The sequence below is a fragment of the Xenorhabdus griffiniae genome, from assembly GCF_037265215.1.
Lineage (GTDB): Bacteria > Pseudomonadota > Gammaproteobacteria > Enterobacterales > Enterobacteriaceae > Xenorhabdus > Xenorhabdus griffiniae.
Map to the genome: position 1 here is coordinate 16,305 of NZ_CP147737.1, position 17,669 is coordinate 33,973.

Below are 17,669 nucleotides of genomic sequence, written 5' to 3' on the forward strand. Positions count from 1 at the left end.
ATGGATATATCTTAATTATTTTTTCTTCACTGGACGCTGCCAGTTTTTAATATGAGTTTGCTTTACGCGACTGATAACTAAATCATTCTCAGCAACGTTTTTTGTTACTGTGGTTCCGGCACCAATCGTCGCACCTTTCGCGACCGTAACTGGCGCAACAAGCTGAGTGTCAGAACCAACAAAAACATCATCACCAATGATGGTTTTAAATTTATTGGCGCCATCATAATTACAAGTAATGGTGCCCGCACCAATATTTACATTATTGCCAATTTCAGAATCACCAAGATAAGTCAGGTGGCCTGCCTTGGAACCTTTGCCAAGTGAGGATTTTTTCATTTCAACGAAATTGCCAACATGAGCTTTTTCCGCCAATTTGGAGCCAAGGCGTAAACGGGCAAAAGGCCCAATAGTGCACTCAGCCGCAATTTCAGAATCTTCGATGATAGTATAAGGATCAATCACTGCCCCATCACCAATAACACAATTTTTTAGGATACAACCAGAACCGATCTGAACATTATTTCCCAGTGTGACATGGCCTTTAATAATCACATTAGTATCAATGACCACATCACGGCCATGTTCTAATGTTCCACGCAAATCAAAACGGGCAGGATCTAACAACATAACGCCCGCCAGCAGTAATTTTTCCGCTTGCTCAGACTGGTAAATCCGTTCCAGGGCAGAAAGTTGCAAGCGATTGTTTACCCCTTCCATTTCACTTAAACGGCTTGGGTGTACCGCTTTGATTTGACGGCCTTCTTTGTGTGCAAGCGCAATAACATCAGTCAGGTAATATTCGCCCTGTGCGTTATTATTTTCCAGCCTGGATAACCAACGTTTCAAATCACCGCCATTCGCCACCAAAATACCCGTGTTAATCTCGTTGATTTTACGCTGTTCTTCCGTTGCATCTTTCTGTTCGATAATACCCGTCACTTCACCATTTTCACGAATGATACGACCATAGCCCGTTGGATTATCCAAAATGGCAGTTAATAAACCGATTCCACCTTCTGGCTTAGCTTCAATCAGACGCGCCAAGGTATCTTTACCAATCAAGGGCACATCACCGTAAAGAATCAGAATATCTTCATCATCCGAAAAATGCGGAGCCGCTTGCTGCATAGCATGGCCTGTCCCCAGCTGTTCAGCTTGTAGTACCCAGTTCAAATCCTGGCTGGAAAGTGCTTGTTTCATCAAATCACCACCATGCCCATAAACCAGGTGAACATTTTGGGCGCCCAACTCCATTGCGGTATCGATAACATGCTGAACCATCGGTTTACCGGCCAGCAAGTGCAGAACTTTAGGAAGTGCGGAATACATGCGAGTTCCCTTGCCTGCGGCAAGGATCACGACACTTTTTGTACCGATATTATTTGCGTTGTCATTATTTGCAATTACAGACATAAGAAACCTGACAATCCCAATTTTTAAGTATGAAAGTAAACCTGTTTGCGAAATAAATTGCCACATATTTCGCAATGCAAAAAAGCCAGTTAGTTTTCACCAACTGGCTTTTTATCTAACTGCCTATACCCTTTGGGTATTTATTACATCATTTTTTTTGTCAATTCGATAACACGAAGTTTCGCGATCGCTTTCGACAATTCAGCAGATGCCTGAGCATAATCAACATCGCCGTGAGAATTACGGATGTGTTCTTCCGCCTTGCGCTTGGCTTCAAGCACTTTAGCTTCGTCCAAATCCTTACCACGGATCGCTGTATCGGCCAGTACGATAACGCCATTTGGCTGAACTTCAAGAATACCACCTGACAGGTAGATAAATTCTTCTTCACCAAACTGCTTAACAATACGTATCATGCCCGGTTTTATGGCAGTCAGTAGTGGTGTGTGTTGAGGATAGATCCCCAACTCACCTTCACTACCTGTCACCTGAATTTTCTGTACCAGTCCTTCAAACATCTGTTTTTCAGCACTGACTACGTTCAGGGAGAACGTCATTGCAGCCATATCAACCTCCCGTCAGCCGTATTAAAGCTTTTTCGCTTTTTCCACAGCTTCTTCGATGGTACCAACCATGTAGAACGCCTGCTCTGGCAGATGGTCATAATCACCTTCCAGGATACCTTTGAAGCCACGGATAGTGTCTTTCAGAGGGACAAATTTACCTGGTGAACCGGTGAAGACTTCTGCAACGAAGAATGGCTGAGACAGGAAGCGCTGGATCTTACGAGCACGCGCCACAACCAGTTTGTCGTCTTCAGACAGTTCGTCCATACCCAGAATGGCGATGATGTCTTTCAGCTCCTGATAACGTTGCAGAATGGACTGAACACCACGCGCCACGTCATAGTGCTCTTGACCAACAACCAGTGGGTCAAGCTGACGGCTGGTTGAATCCAGTGGATCAACCGCAGGGTAAATACCCAGAGAGGCGATCTGACGGCTCAGTACGACGGTTGCATCCAAGTGAGCAAAGGTTGTCGCAGGTGATGGGTCAGTCAAGTCATCCGCAGGAACGTAAACAGCCTGTACGGAGGTGATAGAGCCTGTTTTCGTTGAGGTGATACGCTCTTGCAGAGCACCCATCTCTTCTGCCAACGTTGGCTGATAACCTACCGCAGATGGCATACGACCTAACAGTGCAGATACTTCTGTCCCTGCCAGGGTATAACGGTAAATGTTATCAACGAACAGCAGAACGTCACGGCCTTCATCACGGAATTTTTCCGCCATCGTCAAACCGGTCAATGCAACACGCAGACGGTTTCCTGGTGGCTCATTCATCTGACCGTATACCAGAGATACTTTATCCAGTACGTTTGAATCGGTCATTTCATGATAGAAGTCGTTACCTTCACGGGTACGCTCACCAACACCGGCAAATACAGAGTAACCTGAGTGCTCGATCGCGATGTTACGGATCAGCTCCATCATGTTAACGGTTTTACCTACACCAGCACCACCGAACAGACCAACTTTACCCCCCTTCGCGAATGGGCAAATCAGGTCCATAACTTTGATACCGGTTTCCAGCAGTTCCTGAGAGTTAGATAACTCTTCATAGGATGGTGCTGTACGGTGAATTGACCAACGCTCTTCTTCGCCAATCTCACCTTTCATGTCAATTGGATCGCCCAATACGTTCATGATACGGCCCAGTGTTGCTTTACCCACTGGTACTTCGATTGGGTGTCCTAAATCAGTCACGTCCAAATTACGGCGCAGGCCATCGGAGGTCCCCATTGCGATACAACGGACGATACCACCACCTAACTGCTGCTGAACTTCCAGCACCAGTTTCTCTTCACCGTTTTTAACCTCAAGGGCATCGTATACTTTTGGTACGCTGTCCTGAGGGAATTCGACGTCCACTACGGCGCCGATTACCTGGATAATCTTTCCAGTAGCCATCTTGAATCCTCTACGTAATTCGTAAACCTAGCTGTTAAACCGCAGAAGCACCCGAAACGATTTCGGTGAGTTCCTGAGTGATGCTGGCCTGACGAGCCTTGTTGTAAACCAACTGCAACTCTTTGATCAGGTTGCCACCGTTATCGGTTGCGGCTTTCATCGCTACCATTCGTGCGGCCTGTTCACTAGCCAGGTTTTCAACGACGCCCTGATAAACTTGCGATTCTATATAGCGACGCAGCAGGGTATCCAACAACGCCTTAGGATCAGGTTCATACAGATAGTCCCAAGACTTCTTCTTCAGTGTTTCATCGTCTCCGGCTGGCAGAGGCAATAACTGAGTGATCGTCGGAACCTGAGACATTGTATTCATGAACTTGTTTGTCACTATATACAGTTTATCCAGACGCCCTTCGTCATATGCTTGCATCATGACGTGGACTGGCCCGATCAGTTCGGATAATGACGGGTTATCTCCCATCCCTGTTACTTGAGCAACAATGTTGCCACCAACAGAAGAAAAGAAGGAAACCGCTTTTGATCCAATAAGCGCCAAATCAACTTGAACGTTTTTATCAGACCAGTCTTTCATTTCTATCAGCAATTTTTTGAACACGTTAATGTTCAAACCGCCACATAAACCACGGTCAGTCGAAACAACCACGTACCCAACACGCTTCACTTCGCGCTCTTCAAGGTATGGATGTTTGTATTCCAGATTACCTAACGCAAGGTGTCCAATCACATTGCGAATGGTTTCTGCATAAGGACGGCTGGCCGCCATGCGATCCTGCGTTTTACGCATTTTGGACGCGGCGACCATCTCCATCGCTTTAGTGATTTTTTGCGTGTTCTGCACACTGGCGATTTTGGTACGTATCTCTTTTGCGCCGGCCATTTCTGCTTCTCCGAATTCAACCAGACGGCCCAAGTTTTTTCGTTAAATAGAATCAAACTGGGCCGAATAGTGTTACCAGGACTGAGTCGCCTTGAAGGATTCCAACAGAGCTTTCAGCTTCGCTTCGATCTCTCCATTGTAATCACCAGACTGGTCAATCTCTTTCAGAAGATCAGCATGTTCACGGTTAGCATATGCCAACAGCGCAGCTTCGAAACTGACCACTTTTGCGATTTCGATATCTTCCAGATAACCACGTTCAGCAGCAAACAGAGACAGAGCCTGCTGTGCAATGGACATCGGCTGATACTGTTTCTGTTTCAACAACTCAGTCACTTTCTGACCATGATCCAACTGCTTACGCGTTGCATCATCCAGATCAGAAGCAAACTGGGAGAATGCCGCCAGTTCACGGTACTGAGCCAGAGCAGTACGAATACCACCAGACAGTTTCTTGATGATCTTAGTCTGAGCAGCACCACCTACACGGGATACGGAAATCCCTGGGTTAACCGCTGGACGGATACCTGAGTTAAACAGAGAAGATTCAAGGAAGATCTGTCCATCAGTGATAGAGATAACGTTTGTTGGTACGAACGCAGAAACGTCACCCGCCTGAGTTTCAATGATTGGCAGCGCAGTCAGTGAACCGGTTTTACCCTTCACTTCACCATGAGTGAATTTCTCAACGTATTCAGCGTTAACACGCGCTGCACGCTCCAGCAAACGGGAGTGCAAATAGAATACGTCACCAGGGTATGCTTCACGTCCAGGTGGACGACGCAACAACAGGGAAATCTGACGGTATGCTACAGCCTGTTTAGACAGATCATCGTAAACAATCAAGGCATCTTCACCGCGATCACGGAAATATTCACCCATCGCGCAACCAGAGTAAGGTGCCAGATATTGCAGGGCCGCAGATTCAGAAGCGGATGCAACAACAACAATGGTGTTTTCCAGTGCGCCGTGTTCTTCCAGTTTACGAACGACGTTAGCAATGGTAGAGGCTTTCTGACCAATCGCAACGTAGACACATTTGATACCAGAATTACGCTGGTTGATAATCGCATCAATAGCCAGAGCAGTTTTACCGGTCTGACGGTCACCGATGATCAGCTCACGCTGGCCACGGCCGATTGGGATCATGGCATCAACAGATTTGTAACCTGTCTGGACAGGCTGGTCAACGGATTGGCGATCGATAACCCCTGGTGCGATAACTTCTACCGGTGAGAAACCGTCGTTCTCAATAGCGCCCTTGCCGTCAATGGGTTCGCCCAGTGTGTTAACAACACGTCCCAGCAAACCACGACCAACAGGCACTTCCAAAATACGGCCAGTACATTTGACTTTCATGCCTTCGGCCAAGTCAGAATACGGACCCATCACAACTGCACCTACAGAGTCGCGCTCCAGGTTCAGTGCAATTGCGTAACGGTTGCCAGGCAGGGAAAGCATTTCACCCTGCATGACATCAGCTAAACCATGGATACGAATGATACCGTCGTTAACGGAAACAATCGTACCTTCATTGTGAGCTTCGCTCACGACATTGAACTGAGCAATACGCTGTTTGATCAGTTCGCTGATTTCGGTGGAATTCAGTTGCATATGCTCCAGTCCCCTTAAGACTGCAAGACGTCTGTTAAACGATCCAGACGGCCACGAATACTGCCATCTATTACCATATCACCCGCACGGAGAATCACACCGGCAATAACAGACTTGTCAATTTTGCAATTCAGCTTCACTTTGCGTGACAGACGTTTTTCCATCGCCGCAGAAATTTTAGCCTGCTGCTGCTCATTCAGTTCGGTCGCAGAAATCACTTCAACATTGATAGTCGATTCAAGTGACGCACGCAATTGGATAAATTGCCGGAAGACTTCTGGCAGTACCAGCAAGCGACCATTTTCTGCCATTACACGAATAAAGTTCTGAGCATGCTCATCAACCTGCTCACCACAAAGGGTGATGAAGGTTTTGGCTAACGTTTCCGGTGCTAATGAACCGGAAAGCAGCTCACCAACCTGCTCGTTGCGAGTAACCTCAGCAATGAACGCCAGCATGTTCTGCCAGTGTTCGAGCGATTGGTGTTCTACAGCAAAGTCAAAAGCTGCTTTGGCGTAGGGGCGAGCTACCGTAGCAAATTCAGACATGCCCCTCCCTCCTTACAGTTCAGCGACCAGTTTATCAACGATGTCGCTGTTAGCAGCTTCATCCACGGAACGTTCGATGATTTTCTCGGCACCTGCGATAGCCAACATCGCAACCTGTTTACGTAACTCTTCACGTGCGCGCTTGCGTTCAGCTTCAATTTCAGCATGAGCTTGCGCCACAATTCTGTTACGTTCCAGCTCTGCTTCTGCTTTCGCATCATCAATAATTTGGGCTTTTTGTTTATTAGCCTGCTCAATGATAACTTGTGCATCAGCTTTCGCTTTTTTCAGTTGGTCGGTCGCATTGGCTTGCGCTAAGTCCAGGTTCTTTTTGGCACGCTCTGCTGAAGCCAAACCGTCAGCAATCTCTTTCTGACGTTTTTCAATGGCCGCCATGATTGGTGGCCATACATACTTCATGCAGAACAAAACAAACAGGACAAACGCTAAGGCCTGGCCGAGGATTGTTGCGTTAATATTCACGACACAATACCTCTATTTCAATTAATGAATTGGCGTAATTTTAAGTTCTGCTATCTTATTAACCGCCAACAGCGAACATCATAAACAAGCCCAGGCCCACAGCAATCATCGGGATGGCGTCAACCAGGCCCATGACGATAAAGAACTGCGTACGCAGCAGAGGAATTAGATCAGGTTGGCGAGCAGCGCCTTCCAGGAATTTACCCCCGAGGATGCCGATACCGATCGCAGCACCGATAGCCGCCAAACCCATCAGAATAGCGGCAGCTATGTACAGCAGATCCATGTTTATATCCATGACAGTCTCCAGTTTGTTTCAAGTTAAAACACAATTATTGATTGATAAAAAATTAATGCTCTTCAGATGCCATCGACAGATAAACAATCGTCAGAACCATGAAAATAAAGGCTTGTAACGTAATAATCAGTATGTGGAAAATCGCCCAAGGCAGGCTGAGTAACCACTGTGCTCCCCACGGTAGAAGGGCCGCAATAAGAATAAAGATCAATTCGCCAGCATACATATTACCAAACAGTCGCAGACCGAGTGATATAGGTTTAGACAGCAAGCTGACCCCTTCCAAGATTAAGTTAATTGGAATAAAGAGTGGATGATTGAAAGGCTGTAATGTCAGCTCTTTCGCAAAACCACGAATTCCTTTCATCTTAATGCTGTAGAACAGAATGAGGACAAAAACACCGAGGGCCATCGACAAAGTGACACTGACGTCTGCAGTTGGAACAATACGCAGCGCAGGCAAGCCGAAGTAGTGTTCACCGATTAGAGGAATTAAATCGATTGGCAGCAAATCCAATGCGTTCATGAGTAACACCCAGACGAACACAGTCAAAGCCAGAGGAGCTATCACTTTGCTCTTGCCGTGATACATATCACGCACGGTGTTATCAACGAAGCCGATTACCATTTCTATTGCAGTCTGAAATTTGCCCGGAACGCCGTCAGTGGCGCGAACCGCGACTCTTCTGAATACAAATAGAAACAACATCCCTAATACGATGGAGAAAAAAAGCGAGTCGATATTTAACGTCCAGAACGTCGGCTCATAACCACTAGCGTGGGGATTGACCAACTCAAAGGTACGCAAGTCCAACTGAAGGTGCTTCAGGTGATGACTTATGTACTCCGAAGTTGAAACTTCTCCTGATGCAGACATGATGCTTTTTACCCTTTTGTTGTTAAAAACGCTAACCGTTCATTACGGCAGGTGCGATGATCTGCACAATCAGCACCGCTAAATAGGCCACACCAAGTGGTGCAAATGCCGCCTTGAACACCCCTAAAGCGACTATCAGCACGGTTATCGTAATGATAACCTTCACCCCTTCGCTAATCGCGAAAAACCATGCAATACGTACTGGAACGCCTTCTTCTTTTACCTTTTGGAAGCGGCTAAGCAGCATAAAAATGGCATTTGGTAGCCAACATGCTAGCCCACCAGCAAAAGCAGAAGCGCCCCACTCTATACTTTTGGTACAAAAAGCTACACTGAGAATAACAAAAGTCATTAACTGCAAAAATAACAGTTTCAGTGCCATTCTACCGCTGTAAAGGGATACAGACATGACTTTTGTTTTCTCCCTGTGGTACACCATCACATATCAGGCTTTGCTGAATGTTGTATAAAACTGGCTTTGCTTAAGAGTGTCAAGTGACAAAAACGTGCAAATTATACGGGCCGCTAAAATGAATTCAATCCATAAGTAGCGAAAAAGTGAATAATTATTTAAATTTCTAACTTTGGTGCTAGATCGCTCACAAATACCATTTAATATTCTGCAATGACTAATGCTATGACCCCAAAATTAAACGTGATATACATCACATTAAACAAAAATCATTAGTTATATTTATCATTAAATATGTGATAAAAATCTTTTCTTTTTTTTATCGAAAATCAAACTATTAATATTATACCTATGAAGTTTTATCTGATATATCGATAAAAAAGGTTAAATGATTATTTTCTCACTTTCTCTAAAATTTATTTATAAAGAAAATCGATAGCAATCTTTGAAAAGAGAAATTCTGCCAATATAAAAATAACGTTGGTTTTCTGTGAATCATCAGTAAATAAAGTTGAATCCATGGAAGAGAAGAATTAGTAACGCCCGTTACATTTTAAATGTCGTTGACGTCACTAATTATTTAGATTTTTATTGACAAATCGCAAAGTTAGTTTGACTTAAGTATTACCAGATGACGCTGTTCATCTAACTCTGTGACTTGGAGAGGAACAACCGTGTCGAGCACAATCCCTGTTGGCAATTGAGTCAATTCATCTTCTGGCAGTACACCTTTCAAAGCATAAAAACGCCCTTCACGTGGTTTAGGAAGATGGTTGCACCATGACAGCATATCTTGCAGTGAAGCAAATGCACGGCTAATCACCCCATCAAAAAGAGGTTCAGGAATAAATTCTTCAACCCGACTCTGTACCGGCTCAATATTGGTCAAGCCTAATTCATGTTGAACCTGGCGCAAAAAACGAACGCGTTTTCCCAAACTATCCAATAAAGTGAAATGGGAATCTGGACGTACAATTGCCAGTGGAATGCCTGGCAAGCCAGGGCCAGTTCCAACGTCAATAAAACGCGTTCCATGCAGGAATGGATTAACAACAATGCTATCCATAATATGCCGAACCAACATCTGTTTTGGATCACGGACAGATGTCAGGTTATAAGCCTTGTTCCATTTATTCAGCATGTCAACATAGGCAATGAGCTGCTGTTTTTGTAGCAGTGATAACTTAATGTCAGTTTTCGCCAGCAGCGATTCCAATTTGTTAAGCAAAATCTGTCCCCTTAAGCGCTACGACGCAATAGACCTTGTTTTTTCAGCCATACCAGCAAAATAGAAATTGCGGCTGGAGTGATGCCTGAAATCCGCGAAGCCTGGCCAATTGAACTTGGTTTATGGTCATTCAGTTTTGCAATAACTTCATTGGAAAGCCCGCTCACTTGTTGATAATCCAAATCAACAGGTAATGCGGTATTTTCATTACGTAACTGTTTTTCGATCTCTTCTTGCTGACGGGCAATATAGCCTTCATATTTCACTTGAATTTCAACCTGATCCGCAGCCTGAGGCTCAGTCAGCCCAGGTGAAAAACGAGGTAACGACGTTAACAATTCATAATTCATCTCAGGGCGGCGCAGCAAATCTTCACCGTTGGCTTCTTTTGACAGCGGTGTTTTTAGTATCTGGTTGATATCCTCTAAGTTATCAGAGTGAGGATGTACCCAGATATTACGCAGGCGCTGGCGTTCCTGTTCGATCATTTCAAATTTGCGGCAGTAATGTTCCCAACGGAGATCATCTACCAAACCAAGTTGGCGGCCTTGTTCAGTCAGTCGAAGATCCGCATTGTCTTCACGCAGCATCAGACGATATTCAGCACGGGAGGTGAACATTCGGTAAGGCTCTTTAGTGCCAAGTGTGCATAGATCATCGACCAAGACGCCAATATAAGCCTGATCACGGCGTGGGAACCAACCTTCTTCACCATAAGCATAGCGTGCTGCGTTAAGACCAGCCAGTAATCCTTGCGCTGCTGCTTCTTCATACCCAGTAGTACCATTGATCTGACCAGCAAAGAACAGACCGTGAATAAATTTACTTTCCAGTGTTTGTTTTAAATCACGTGGATCGAAAAAGTCGTATTCGATCGCATAGCCAGGGCGAATAATACGGGCATTTTCCATGCCTTTCATGGAGTGAACAATTTGCATCTGAACATCAAATGGCAAACTGGTAGAAATACCATTTGGATAGATTTCGTTACTGGTCAATCCTTCGGGTTCCAGGAAGATCTGGTGAGCGTTACGATCCGCAAAACGCATAACTTTGTCTTCGATGGAAGGACAATAACGAGGGCCGATCCCTTCGATGATCCCCGCATACATTGGACTGCGATCCAAGTTATTGCGGATCACTTCATGGGTTTTTTCATTGGTATGTGTGATGTAGCACGGGATCTGCCGTGGGTGTTGATCGACATTACCCATGAATGAAAATACCGGTGTCGGGTTATCACCCAGTTGTTGTTCAAGCTGGCTAAAATCAATGGTGCGTGCATCAATGCGAGGTGGTGTGCCTGTTTTCAAGCGAGCTACGCGCAGGGGCAGTTCACGTAAACGATGAGACAATGAGATCGCAGGAGGATCACCTGCTCGTCCTCCACTGTAGTTTTCTAATCCGATGTGAATTTTTCCATCAAGGAAAGTTCCCACTGTCAGGACTACAGATTTAGCTTTAAATTTCAATCCCATACGAGTAACAACACCGGTAACAGTGTCGTTTTCAACAATGAGATCTTCAACGGGTTGCTGGAAGATCATTAAGTTAGGTTGATTTTCCAGTGCTGTTCTTACAGCTTGTCGGTAAAGTACTCGATCCGCTTGTGCTCGTGTTGCTCGAACAGCTGGGCCTTTGCTGGCATTGAGTGTTCTAAACTGAATACCGGCTTGATCCGTGGCTTTTGCCATTAGGCCACCAAGTGCATCGATCTCTTTTACCAGATGCCCTTTACCGATCCCACCAATGGCTGGATTACATGACATCTGGCCCAAAGTATCAATATTGTGAGTCAGTAGTAAGGTTTGACGCCCCATACGTGCGGAGGCCATCGCCGCTTCAGTACCGGCATGACCCCCGCCGATAATGATGACGTCAAAGTGCTCTGGATAAAACATGTGCGAACCTTCAATAGTGAGAATGCTTCATATGCATCAGGGAGAGAATTCTACTCAAGTTTGGACCTCAGACCAAGAGGTGAGAGATCATCATTATTTAAAAGAAGATCTTTTTATTTAAAGATCTCTTTATTGGATCTTTTATTAGGATCACGATCATCTGTGGATAAGTGGATTTTCCATATAAAGATCATAATGCTGTAAAGGATCATTTGTTGTGAATGATCCGTGATCCAACTCAGTATAAGCTGGGATCTAAAAGCCTAGTTATTCACAGCCACTCGATTTAAACTCAGTTGTTAAATGGATAACTACGGGTTAACCCCTGCTTTTCAGATAAGTTATCCACAGCTGATCGTTATATTTTTAATCGGATCAGAGTAACTTTGCCCACTCTTTGACCCATTCTTCAGCCGGATCTTCGGGAATTTCATGTTGCAGAATGTCGATTTCCAATCGATCGCCGATCCGTTTTGCTCCGTGATCTTCCAATAAACGTTCCAGTGATCTTATCGCGCCACAGAAGGTGTCATATTCGGAACTGCCGATACCGACGGCACCAAATGCGATATTACTGAGATCCGGTTGCTGTTGCGTGATCTCATCTGCCAGAGGCTGGAGATTATCAGGTAAGTCCCCAGCCCCGTGCGTGGAAGTGACTACAAGCCATAATCCTTCAAGTGGAAGATCTTCCAATGAAGGACCATGAAGTATCTCTGTTGCAAAGCCATCATTTTCTAAGATCTCAGCGATATGTTCAGTAACGTATTCGGCGCTACCCATTGTGCTGCCGCTGATTAAGGTTATTGTGCTCATCATGATCCTTGCTAAATTAAAGAATAACTATTGTACGCAGTGAATCTACTGGGATCTACCTGTGGATAATGTGGTTAACTGGTTTTTCGTTTTAAGGTTTTATTGTCCTCATTATCGGGTTTTGCAGGGAGATCAACGTTTCTGTTGACTGGATTTCGTCAATCGTCTGGATCTTGTTGATAAGTACATCTTGAAGAGCTTCAATGGATCGGCACATGACTTTAATGAAAATGCTGTAGTGCCCTGTGGTGTAATAAACTTCAACGACTTCATCAAGCATATCGAGTTTCTTCAATGCTGCCGGATAGTCTTTGGCGCTTTTCAATATGATGCCGATAAAGCAGCACACATCAAACCCCAGTTGTTTGGCGCTGATATCGACTCGAGTCCCCGTAATGATCCCTGATTGTTTCATTTTTTCTACGCGGACATGAATGGTTCCCGGGCTTACTGCGAATTTTTTGGCTAATTCTGCGTAAGGTGTACGTGCGTTCTCCATTAAAGCGTGAAGTATGTCACGGTCTAAATTATCGATCTGATAAATTTCCGCCATTTTTAACCCCTGTTTTTGAATAATATTCATTTTTATAGTGTAAAAATTATCATTTATATATCTTATACAATATTTTTATTATCAGATATTGAATTTGTACCTCATTTTGTTGCTTAATCTATATCAACAGGTCACAGGGCCACTAAAAATTTTGAGAGTTGCATCATGAAAACATCCTTTATTGAAAAACAACAGCAGATTAGTTTTGTTAAATCATACTTTTCCCGTCTGTTAGAGAAAAAACTTGGCTTAATCGAAGTTCAAGGTCCTATTTTGAGCCGTCTTGGTGATGGTACTCAGGACAACTTATCTGGCCATGAAAAAGCAGTTCAGGTGAAAGTGAAAACGTTGCCGGACGACACCTTTGAAGTGGTTCATTCTCTGGCGAAATGGAAACGTAAGACATTAGGTCGCTTTGGTTTTCAATCTGAACAAGGATTGTATACTCACATGAAAGCTCTGCGTCCTGATGAAGATCGCTTGACACCTATCCACTCTGTCTTTGTTGATCAGTGGGATTGGGAGAAAGTGATGGGTGAAGGTCAGCGTTCACTCGACTATTTAAAACAGACAGTAGGTAAAATCTACGAAGCAATAAAAGAAACACAACAAGCGGTAAGTAAGGAATTTGGTCTGGCACCGTTCCTGCCAGATCAAATTCACTTTATCCACAGTGAAGAGCTTCTGAAACGTTACCCTGGTCTGGATGCGAAAGGTCGTGAACGTGAGGCTGCCAAAGAGTTTGGTGCTATTTTCCTGATGGGGATTGGCGGTAAGTTGTCTGATGATCAGGCTCACGATGTACGCGCGCCGGATTATGACGATTGGACTACACCAAACTGTGATGGCTTCTTTGGTTTAAACGGTGACATTATTGTTTGGAACCCAGTTTTACAAGATGCCTTTGAAATTTCTTCTATGGGTATCCGTGTTGATGCAGAGACGTTAAAACGTCAGCTGGCACTGACTGGTGATGAAGATCGTCTGCAATATGATTGGCACCAGGCTCTGATCAAGGGAGATATGCCACAATCTATCGGTGGTGGTATCGGGCAATCCCGTTTGGTGATGTTACTGCTGCAAATGGCACATATCGGTCAGGTTCAGTGCGGTGTCTGGTCACCTGAGATCATTGAATCCGTTGAAGGTGTACTGTAAGTTTTAATTTCGCCACTTTCTTCGTAAACGGCTTGTAAGCCCGGTATCAAAACGCCAGATATGGTCGAATATCTGCATAATATCGGGCTTTCCATAGTGGGAAAGGGAGACCGCATGGAAGCGGTGTTGTTGATGCTGTTGCAGATTTTTTATCTGATGGATTAGGGAGCCTGGCAAGCGTTGGGCAATGAAATCTGAAATAACAACAGCATCAGCATCTTCCCAACTATTTTCTTGCATTTTTTCAACGGTGGCATTTAAACAAGATGCCAGATCGGTTCCCCCCCTAAAGGTTTGCCCCAGAAAATGCATGGCTTGGGTGAGCCCATCCGGTGATGTTAAGTCATAATGAATAAGTTGTGTTGAAAACAACATAATATGACAATGACGATTATCCGCTAGTGCAATACGCATCAAAGCCAGACAGAATGCTTTTGCACACTGTTCATTAAACCCCCCCATTGAGCCGGATGTATCAACACAAACCATAAATGGTCCCCGAGGCTGTTTTTCATTGTGGTAGTGTGTCATGGGTTTGAGTGTGGTTTTGGCTTGCCAGTCGTCCCCTTGCAGGCGATACGATAGTAATTTTTTCTCCACCAGCCGCCGATAAAATTCGTATTCCAACTCTTCAATACCCAGCATAGCCATCTCGGTAGGTAATAACCTTAAGATATCGTCGCTTTGCCTAATTCCGCTAATTTGCTCAGGTATCGTATCTGGCACTCTTTCAAGTCGGGTAAATGGTTCCAGGATGGGGTTTTCTTTAGGAATTGCTTTTGCTGTCTGACTGCGGCCAAGTAATTGTGCTAGTTTTTCCAGCTCAGCTTGCTGTTCAAGAAAGTCAGCATAACGGGTAAATAGTTGTATATTTTTCGTGGTTAGGTGAAGTTGTCCTTTACTCATATCCCATAATCGTCCTGCTGCGTGATCATTGTGATCAAATATGGGATCAAGAGTGCCACTGAGTGTTAATCGTTTCTGGATCTCTGCAAGGAGTTGCTCTTTTTCTTGTTCTAATAGTGTGTTGTTAAATGCCGTCGCTTGCAGGATCAAGCTGAGGTGCCAGCGTTGGATAAACAGTATTTGTCCTGGAGAGGTGTATTCAGAGAATGCTTTGGATAGTGTATCGGCTTCTTTGGTAAAGGGAGATTCGAGTTGTTGAAGTTTCTCTACGATGTTAGGTAACTGCTGATAGAATTCTGTCGTGTTAATTGTCTGTATATATTGGTATAACTGAAACTCTTCGGCCAATGGGGTGGGGATCGGCGTCTCTTTTATTTTTTGCCGCAATATTTGCTGCCATGCAGGAAGATCTTGCATAAATGCTTGTCTAAGTCTTGGATGTTTTTCAAAGAAAATAATTAACTGAGGAGCATTCAGTAGTATCAAGATGATCTCTTCGATCAGCTCCCCTTCATTGACAGAGAGCAAGAGATCAAGCGTGGCTAGTGTTAACATATTGTTATTCCATTTTTGATCTTAATTGTTTCTGCTTTTCAGTTAATAGCAGGCAACTCTGTTCAATGTTGGCAAGCCAATGTTCTTCGACAAATAAACAGGGTTGATGTTGGTTGAATAAATTACGTTGTCGTTGAATTTCATCATCGATGGATATCAGCTTTTCATGCCATTTTGTATCGGTGTTTTTGGCGGGGTCAGATAGGCAGAGAACAGCGCTATTACGGCTAATATCCAGTACTGTAAGCTGGTTCTTTTCATTAATTTCTGCCGTGATAGTTTGAGGAAAACCAATGCCATTTAAACAGGCAGAGAGTTCTCCTGTATTATTTTTTAAGGTGTTTTCCAGTGATTTTTTATCTATTTCGATGAAATTGACTTCAATATTATGCATGTGCAATGAAGGATGTAAAAACAGGATCAGTTTTTCATCTGCAATATTTTCAGGCAGTGAATAGGAAGCCTTGCGGCCAAGTAGAGAAGATTTGGCGACTAATTGTAGGGGATGGTCATTTTCGTCTTGGTTGGACTGTACCCATTGTTGGTATAACTTCTCTATTTTTTGCATGAGTGAATGTTGTCGATAAGCTTGTTCTGTCAATAAGACATGCAAAAATTGGGACAAGAGTTTTAAGCTATTCAAATCGTGCCATAGGCAATCTTTTAACAGCACGATATCTAACGGAGATATCTCATTTCTGCCACTGAAAAAGGCACTGGCTTGCAGTAAACGGATGGATTTTTTCCAACGGCGATCTGAGACATCAGCCGTACTTCCAGTCGCATTTAATTGTTGGCGTAATTGATAAATCAGTTCGAAGATGTGATCTGGCAGGGATATCTGATTGATCTTGTTTTGCCATTGCTGGAATTCATCATCGGTGATTTGAATATAGGCAGGTACAGGATTGTCATTTTCATTGTTTCGGTCAGTCAGCAAAGCTCGAAAATTTTTCTTTTCCTGGATCTTGTCTAGCCAGAGTCGGATCAACATGCGATCGTAAAGTGCTTCCAGACTGCTATCACTCTCTGGGAGTTCATTGGATGCGGTAACCAGTAAACGCATCGGTAGCTGTTCTTCCTGGTTGCCATTTCTGAATTTCTTTTCATTAATCGCGGTGAGTAACGTATTCAAAATGGCGGGACCTGCTTTCCAAATTTCATCCAAGAAAACGATTTCGGCTTCGGGCAAATACCCTTCGGTAAGGCGCTGGTAACGTCCTTCATCTTTGAGTGCTTGAATGGAAAGGGGACCGAAGATCTCTTCTGGGGTGGAAAAACGGGTCATCAGGTACTCAAAAGCGTGGGCGTTTTGAAACGCAAACTTGAGCCGACGTGCGATAAGGCTTTTAGCTATTCCTGGTGGCCCAAGAAGAAAAATACTCTCTCCACATAAAGCGGCCAGCAGGCACAGGCGAATGGCTTGCCGTCGTTCATATAGCCCGCTTTCTAGATACTGACTTAATAGGGATATTTTCTCGACCAATCGCATAGTATTTACACCAAGGCTGAATAATTACCTGCCTTTATTTATAGATAAAATTCACTCTATGCAAAGATTTTGGTGATAATTTATTAAGTTCAGTGGCGTGTTTTAAAAAATCGATTCAGCTTAAATTATTCAATAAGTTAGTTTTTTTCTGTTTATTATCATCTTCTTAAACGTTTCAATGATGATCACATTTTCGTATTAATCATGTTGTCTTTGGTCGTTAGCTTTATATGATGACCTCTTAGCGAAACGTTTCGCTAAGAGGCTTATAAAAATGAAAACTATCCCATTATCCATCCAACGAATTGATTTAGCGCTAACCCAGGGAACACCAAATCTGTTATCTGTCTTTGATGTTGTTGTTCAAAAAGTACAAATTGAAGCGGCCATTTTGGCCGCTTCAATTATTGAACCCAATCGGCAAATACATGAGCAAATCATCAAATGTGTTGCTGCTTTCGAAATGCAACAGGGAAACGCAATTGCGATAAAGTATGTCAGTCATAGCATTCTGAAAGAGAAAAGAGTCACTTTCTGAGGTTAT

General features: G+C 44.0%; 18 protein-coding genes. 2 read left to right on the forward strand and 16 right to left on the reverse strand.

Annotation, left to right across the window (positions count from 1 at the left end; genetic code table 11):
- Positions 1–15: 15 nt before the first annotated feature.
- From glmU to asnC, 14 genes are all read right to left on the reverse strand, one after another.
- Positions 16–1,416, reverse strand: a complete 1,401-nt coding sequence (glmU, locus tag WDV75_RS00075) for a bifunctional UDP-N-acetylglucosamine diphosphorylase/glucosamine-1-phosphate N-acetyltransferase GlmU (protein ID WP_273560250.1) — start codon at positions 1,414–1,416, stop codon at positions 16–18.
- A 143-nt stretch (positions 1,417–1,559) separates the two neighbouring features.
- Positions 1,560–1,982, reverse strand: a complete 423-nt coding sequence (locus WDV75_RS00080) for a F0F1 ATP synthase subunit epsilon (protein ID WP_045967700.1) — start codon at positions 1,980–1,982, stop codon at positions 1,560–1,562.
- A gap of 21 nt (positions 1,983–2,003) precedes the next feature.
- Positions 2,004–3,386 (reverse strand): F0F1 ATP synthase subunit beta, encoded by a 1,383-nt coding sequence (gene atpD / locus WDV75_RS00085; RefSeq protein ID WP_189758982.1) that lies wholly within the window; start codon positions 3,384–3,386, stop codon positions 2,004–2,006.
- A 34-nt stretch (positions 3,387–3,420) separates the two neighbouring features.
- Positions 3,421–4,284 (reverse strand): F0F1 ATP synthase subunit gamma, encoded by an 864-nt coding sequence (gene atpG, locus WDV75_RS00090; RefSeq protein WP_193851894.1) that lies wholly within the window; start codon positions 4,282–4,284, stop codon positions 3,421–3,423.
- A 72-nt stretch (positions 4,285–4,356) separates the two neighbouring features.
- Complete coding sequence (gene atpA / locus WDV75_RS00095) at positions 4,357–5,898, reverse strand: F0F1 ATP synthase subunit alpha (RefSeq protein WP_273560246.1); 1,542 nt, start codon at positions 5,896–5,898, stop codon at positions 4,357–4,359.
- A gap of 14 nt (positions 5,899–5,912) precedes the next feature.
- Positions 5,913–6,446, reverse strand: a complete 534-nt coding sequence (atpH, locus tag WDV75_RS00100; protein ID WP_189758980.1) for a F0F1 ATP synthase subunit delta — start codon at positions 6,444–6,446, stop codon at positions 5,913–5,915.
- Between the two features lie 12 nt (positions 6,447–6,458).
- Positions 6,459–6,929 carry a F0F1 ATP synthase subunit B gene (atpF, locus tag WDV75_RS00105; protein WP_047770880.1) on the reverse strand — a complete coding sequence of 157 codons (471 nt, stop codon included), beginning with the start codon at positions 6,927–6,929 and terminating at the stop codon, positions 6,459–6,461.
- A 58-nt stretch (positions 6,930–6,987) separates the two neighbouring features.
- Positions 6,988–7,227 carry a F0F1 ATP synthase subunit C gene (atpE, locus tag WDV75_RS00110; protein WP_045967711.1) on the reverse strand — a complete coding sequence of 80 codons (240 nt, stop codon included), beginning with the start codon at positions 7,225–7,227 and terminating at the stop codon, positions 6,988–6,990.
- A 52-nt stretch (positions 7,228–7,279) separates the two neighbouring features.
- Positions 7,280–8,104, reverse strand: a complete 825-nt coding sequence (gene atpB / locus WDV75_RS00115) for a F0F1 ATP synthase subunit A (RefSeq protein WP_273560242.1) — start codon at positions 8,102–8,104, stop codon at positions 7,280–7,282.
- Positions 8,105–8,135: 31 nt separating this feature from the next.
- Positions 8,136–8,513, reverse strand: coding sequence for a F0F1 ATP synthase subunit I (gene atpI, locus WDV75_RS00120; protein WP_273560240.1), 378 nt, complete (start codon positions 8,511–8,513; stop codon positions 8,136–8,138).
- A 610-nt stretch (positions 8,514–9,123) separates the two neighbouring features.
- Positions 9,124–9,744, reverse strand: coding sequence for a 16S rRNA (guanine(527)-N(7))-methyltransferase RsmG (rsmG, locus tag WDV75_RS00125; protein ID WP_189758977.1), 621 nt, complete (start codon positions 9,742–9,744; stop codon positions 9,124–9,126).
- Between the two features lie 11 nt (positions 9,745–9,755).
- A complete protein-coding gene (gene mnmG, locus WDV75_RS00130) occupies positions 9,756–11,645 on the reverse strand; it encodes a tRNA uridine-5-carboxymethylaminomethyl(34) synthesis enzyme MnmG (protein WP_273560238.1) in 1,890 nt (629 codons plus the stop codon).
- Positions 11,646–12,020: 375 nt separating this feature from the next.
- Positions 12,021–12,461, reverse strand: a complete 441-nt coding sequence (gene mioC / locus WDV75_RS00135; RefSeq protein WP_273560236.1) for an FMN-binding protein MioC — start codon at positions 12,459–12,461, stop codon at positions 12,021–12,023.
- 91 nt (positions 12,462–12,552) lie between these two features.
- On the reverse strand, positions 12,553–13,014 hold the full coding sequence (gene asnC / locus WDV75_RS00140) for a transcriptional regulator AsnC (RefSeq protein WP_074018962.1): 462 nt from the start codon (positions 13,012–13,014) through the stop codon (positions 12,553–12,555).
- A gap of 165 nt (positions 13,015–13,179) precedes the next feature.
- Between asnC and asnA the strand changes: the two genes are divergently transcribed.
- A complete protein-coding gene (gene asnA / locus WDV75_RS00145; RefSeq protein WP_189758975.1) occupies positions 13,180–14,172 on the forward strand; it encodes an aspartate--ammonia ligase in 993 nt (330 codons plus the stop codon).
- A gap of 3 nt (positions 14,173–14,175) precedes the next feature.
- On the opposite strand, the gene viaA is transcribed toward asnA, so the two are convergent.
- Positions 14,176–15,633: an ATPase RavA stimulator ViaA gene (gene viaA / locus WDV75_RS00150; RefSeq protein ID WP_273560233.1), complete on the reverse strand. Its 1,458-nt coding sequence runs from the start codon at positions 15,631–15,633 to the stop codon at positions 14,176–14,178.
- A gap of 4 nt (positions 15,634–15,637) precedes the next feature.
- Entirely contained in the window at positions 15,638–17,125 is a 1,488-nt protein-coding gene (gene ravA, locus WDV75_RS00155; RefSeq protein WP_273560231.1) for an ATPase RavA, read from the reverse strand.
- 274 nt (positions 17,126–17,399) lie between these two features.
- On the opposite strand from ravA, the gene WDV75_RS00160 reads away from it, so the two are divergent.
- The gene (locus WDV75_RS00160; RefSeq protein ID WP_273560229.1) at positions 17,400–17,663 is read left to right on the forward strand and encodes an RbsD/FucU domain-containing protein; all 264 of its coding nucleotides are present in this window, start codon (positions 17,400–17,402) and stop codon (positions 17,661–17,663) included.
- The last annotated feature ends 6 nt before the right edge of the window (positions 17,664–17,669 follow it).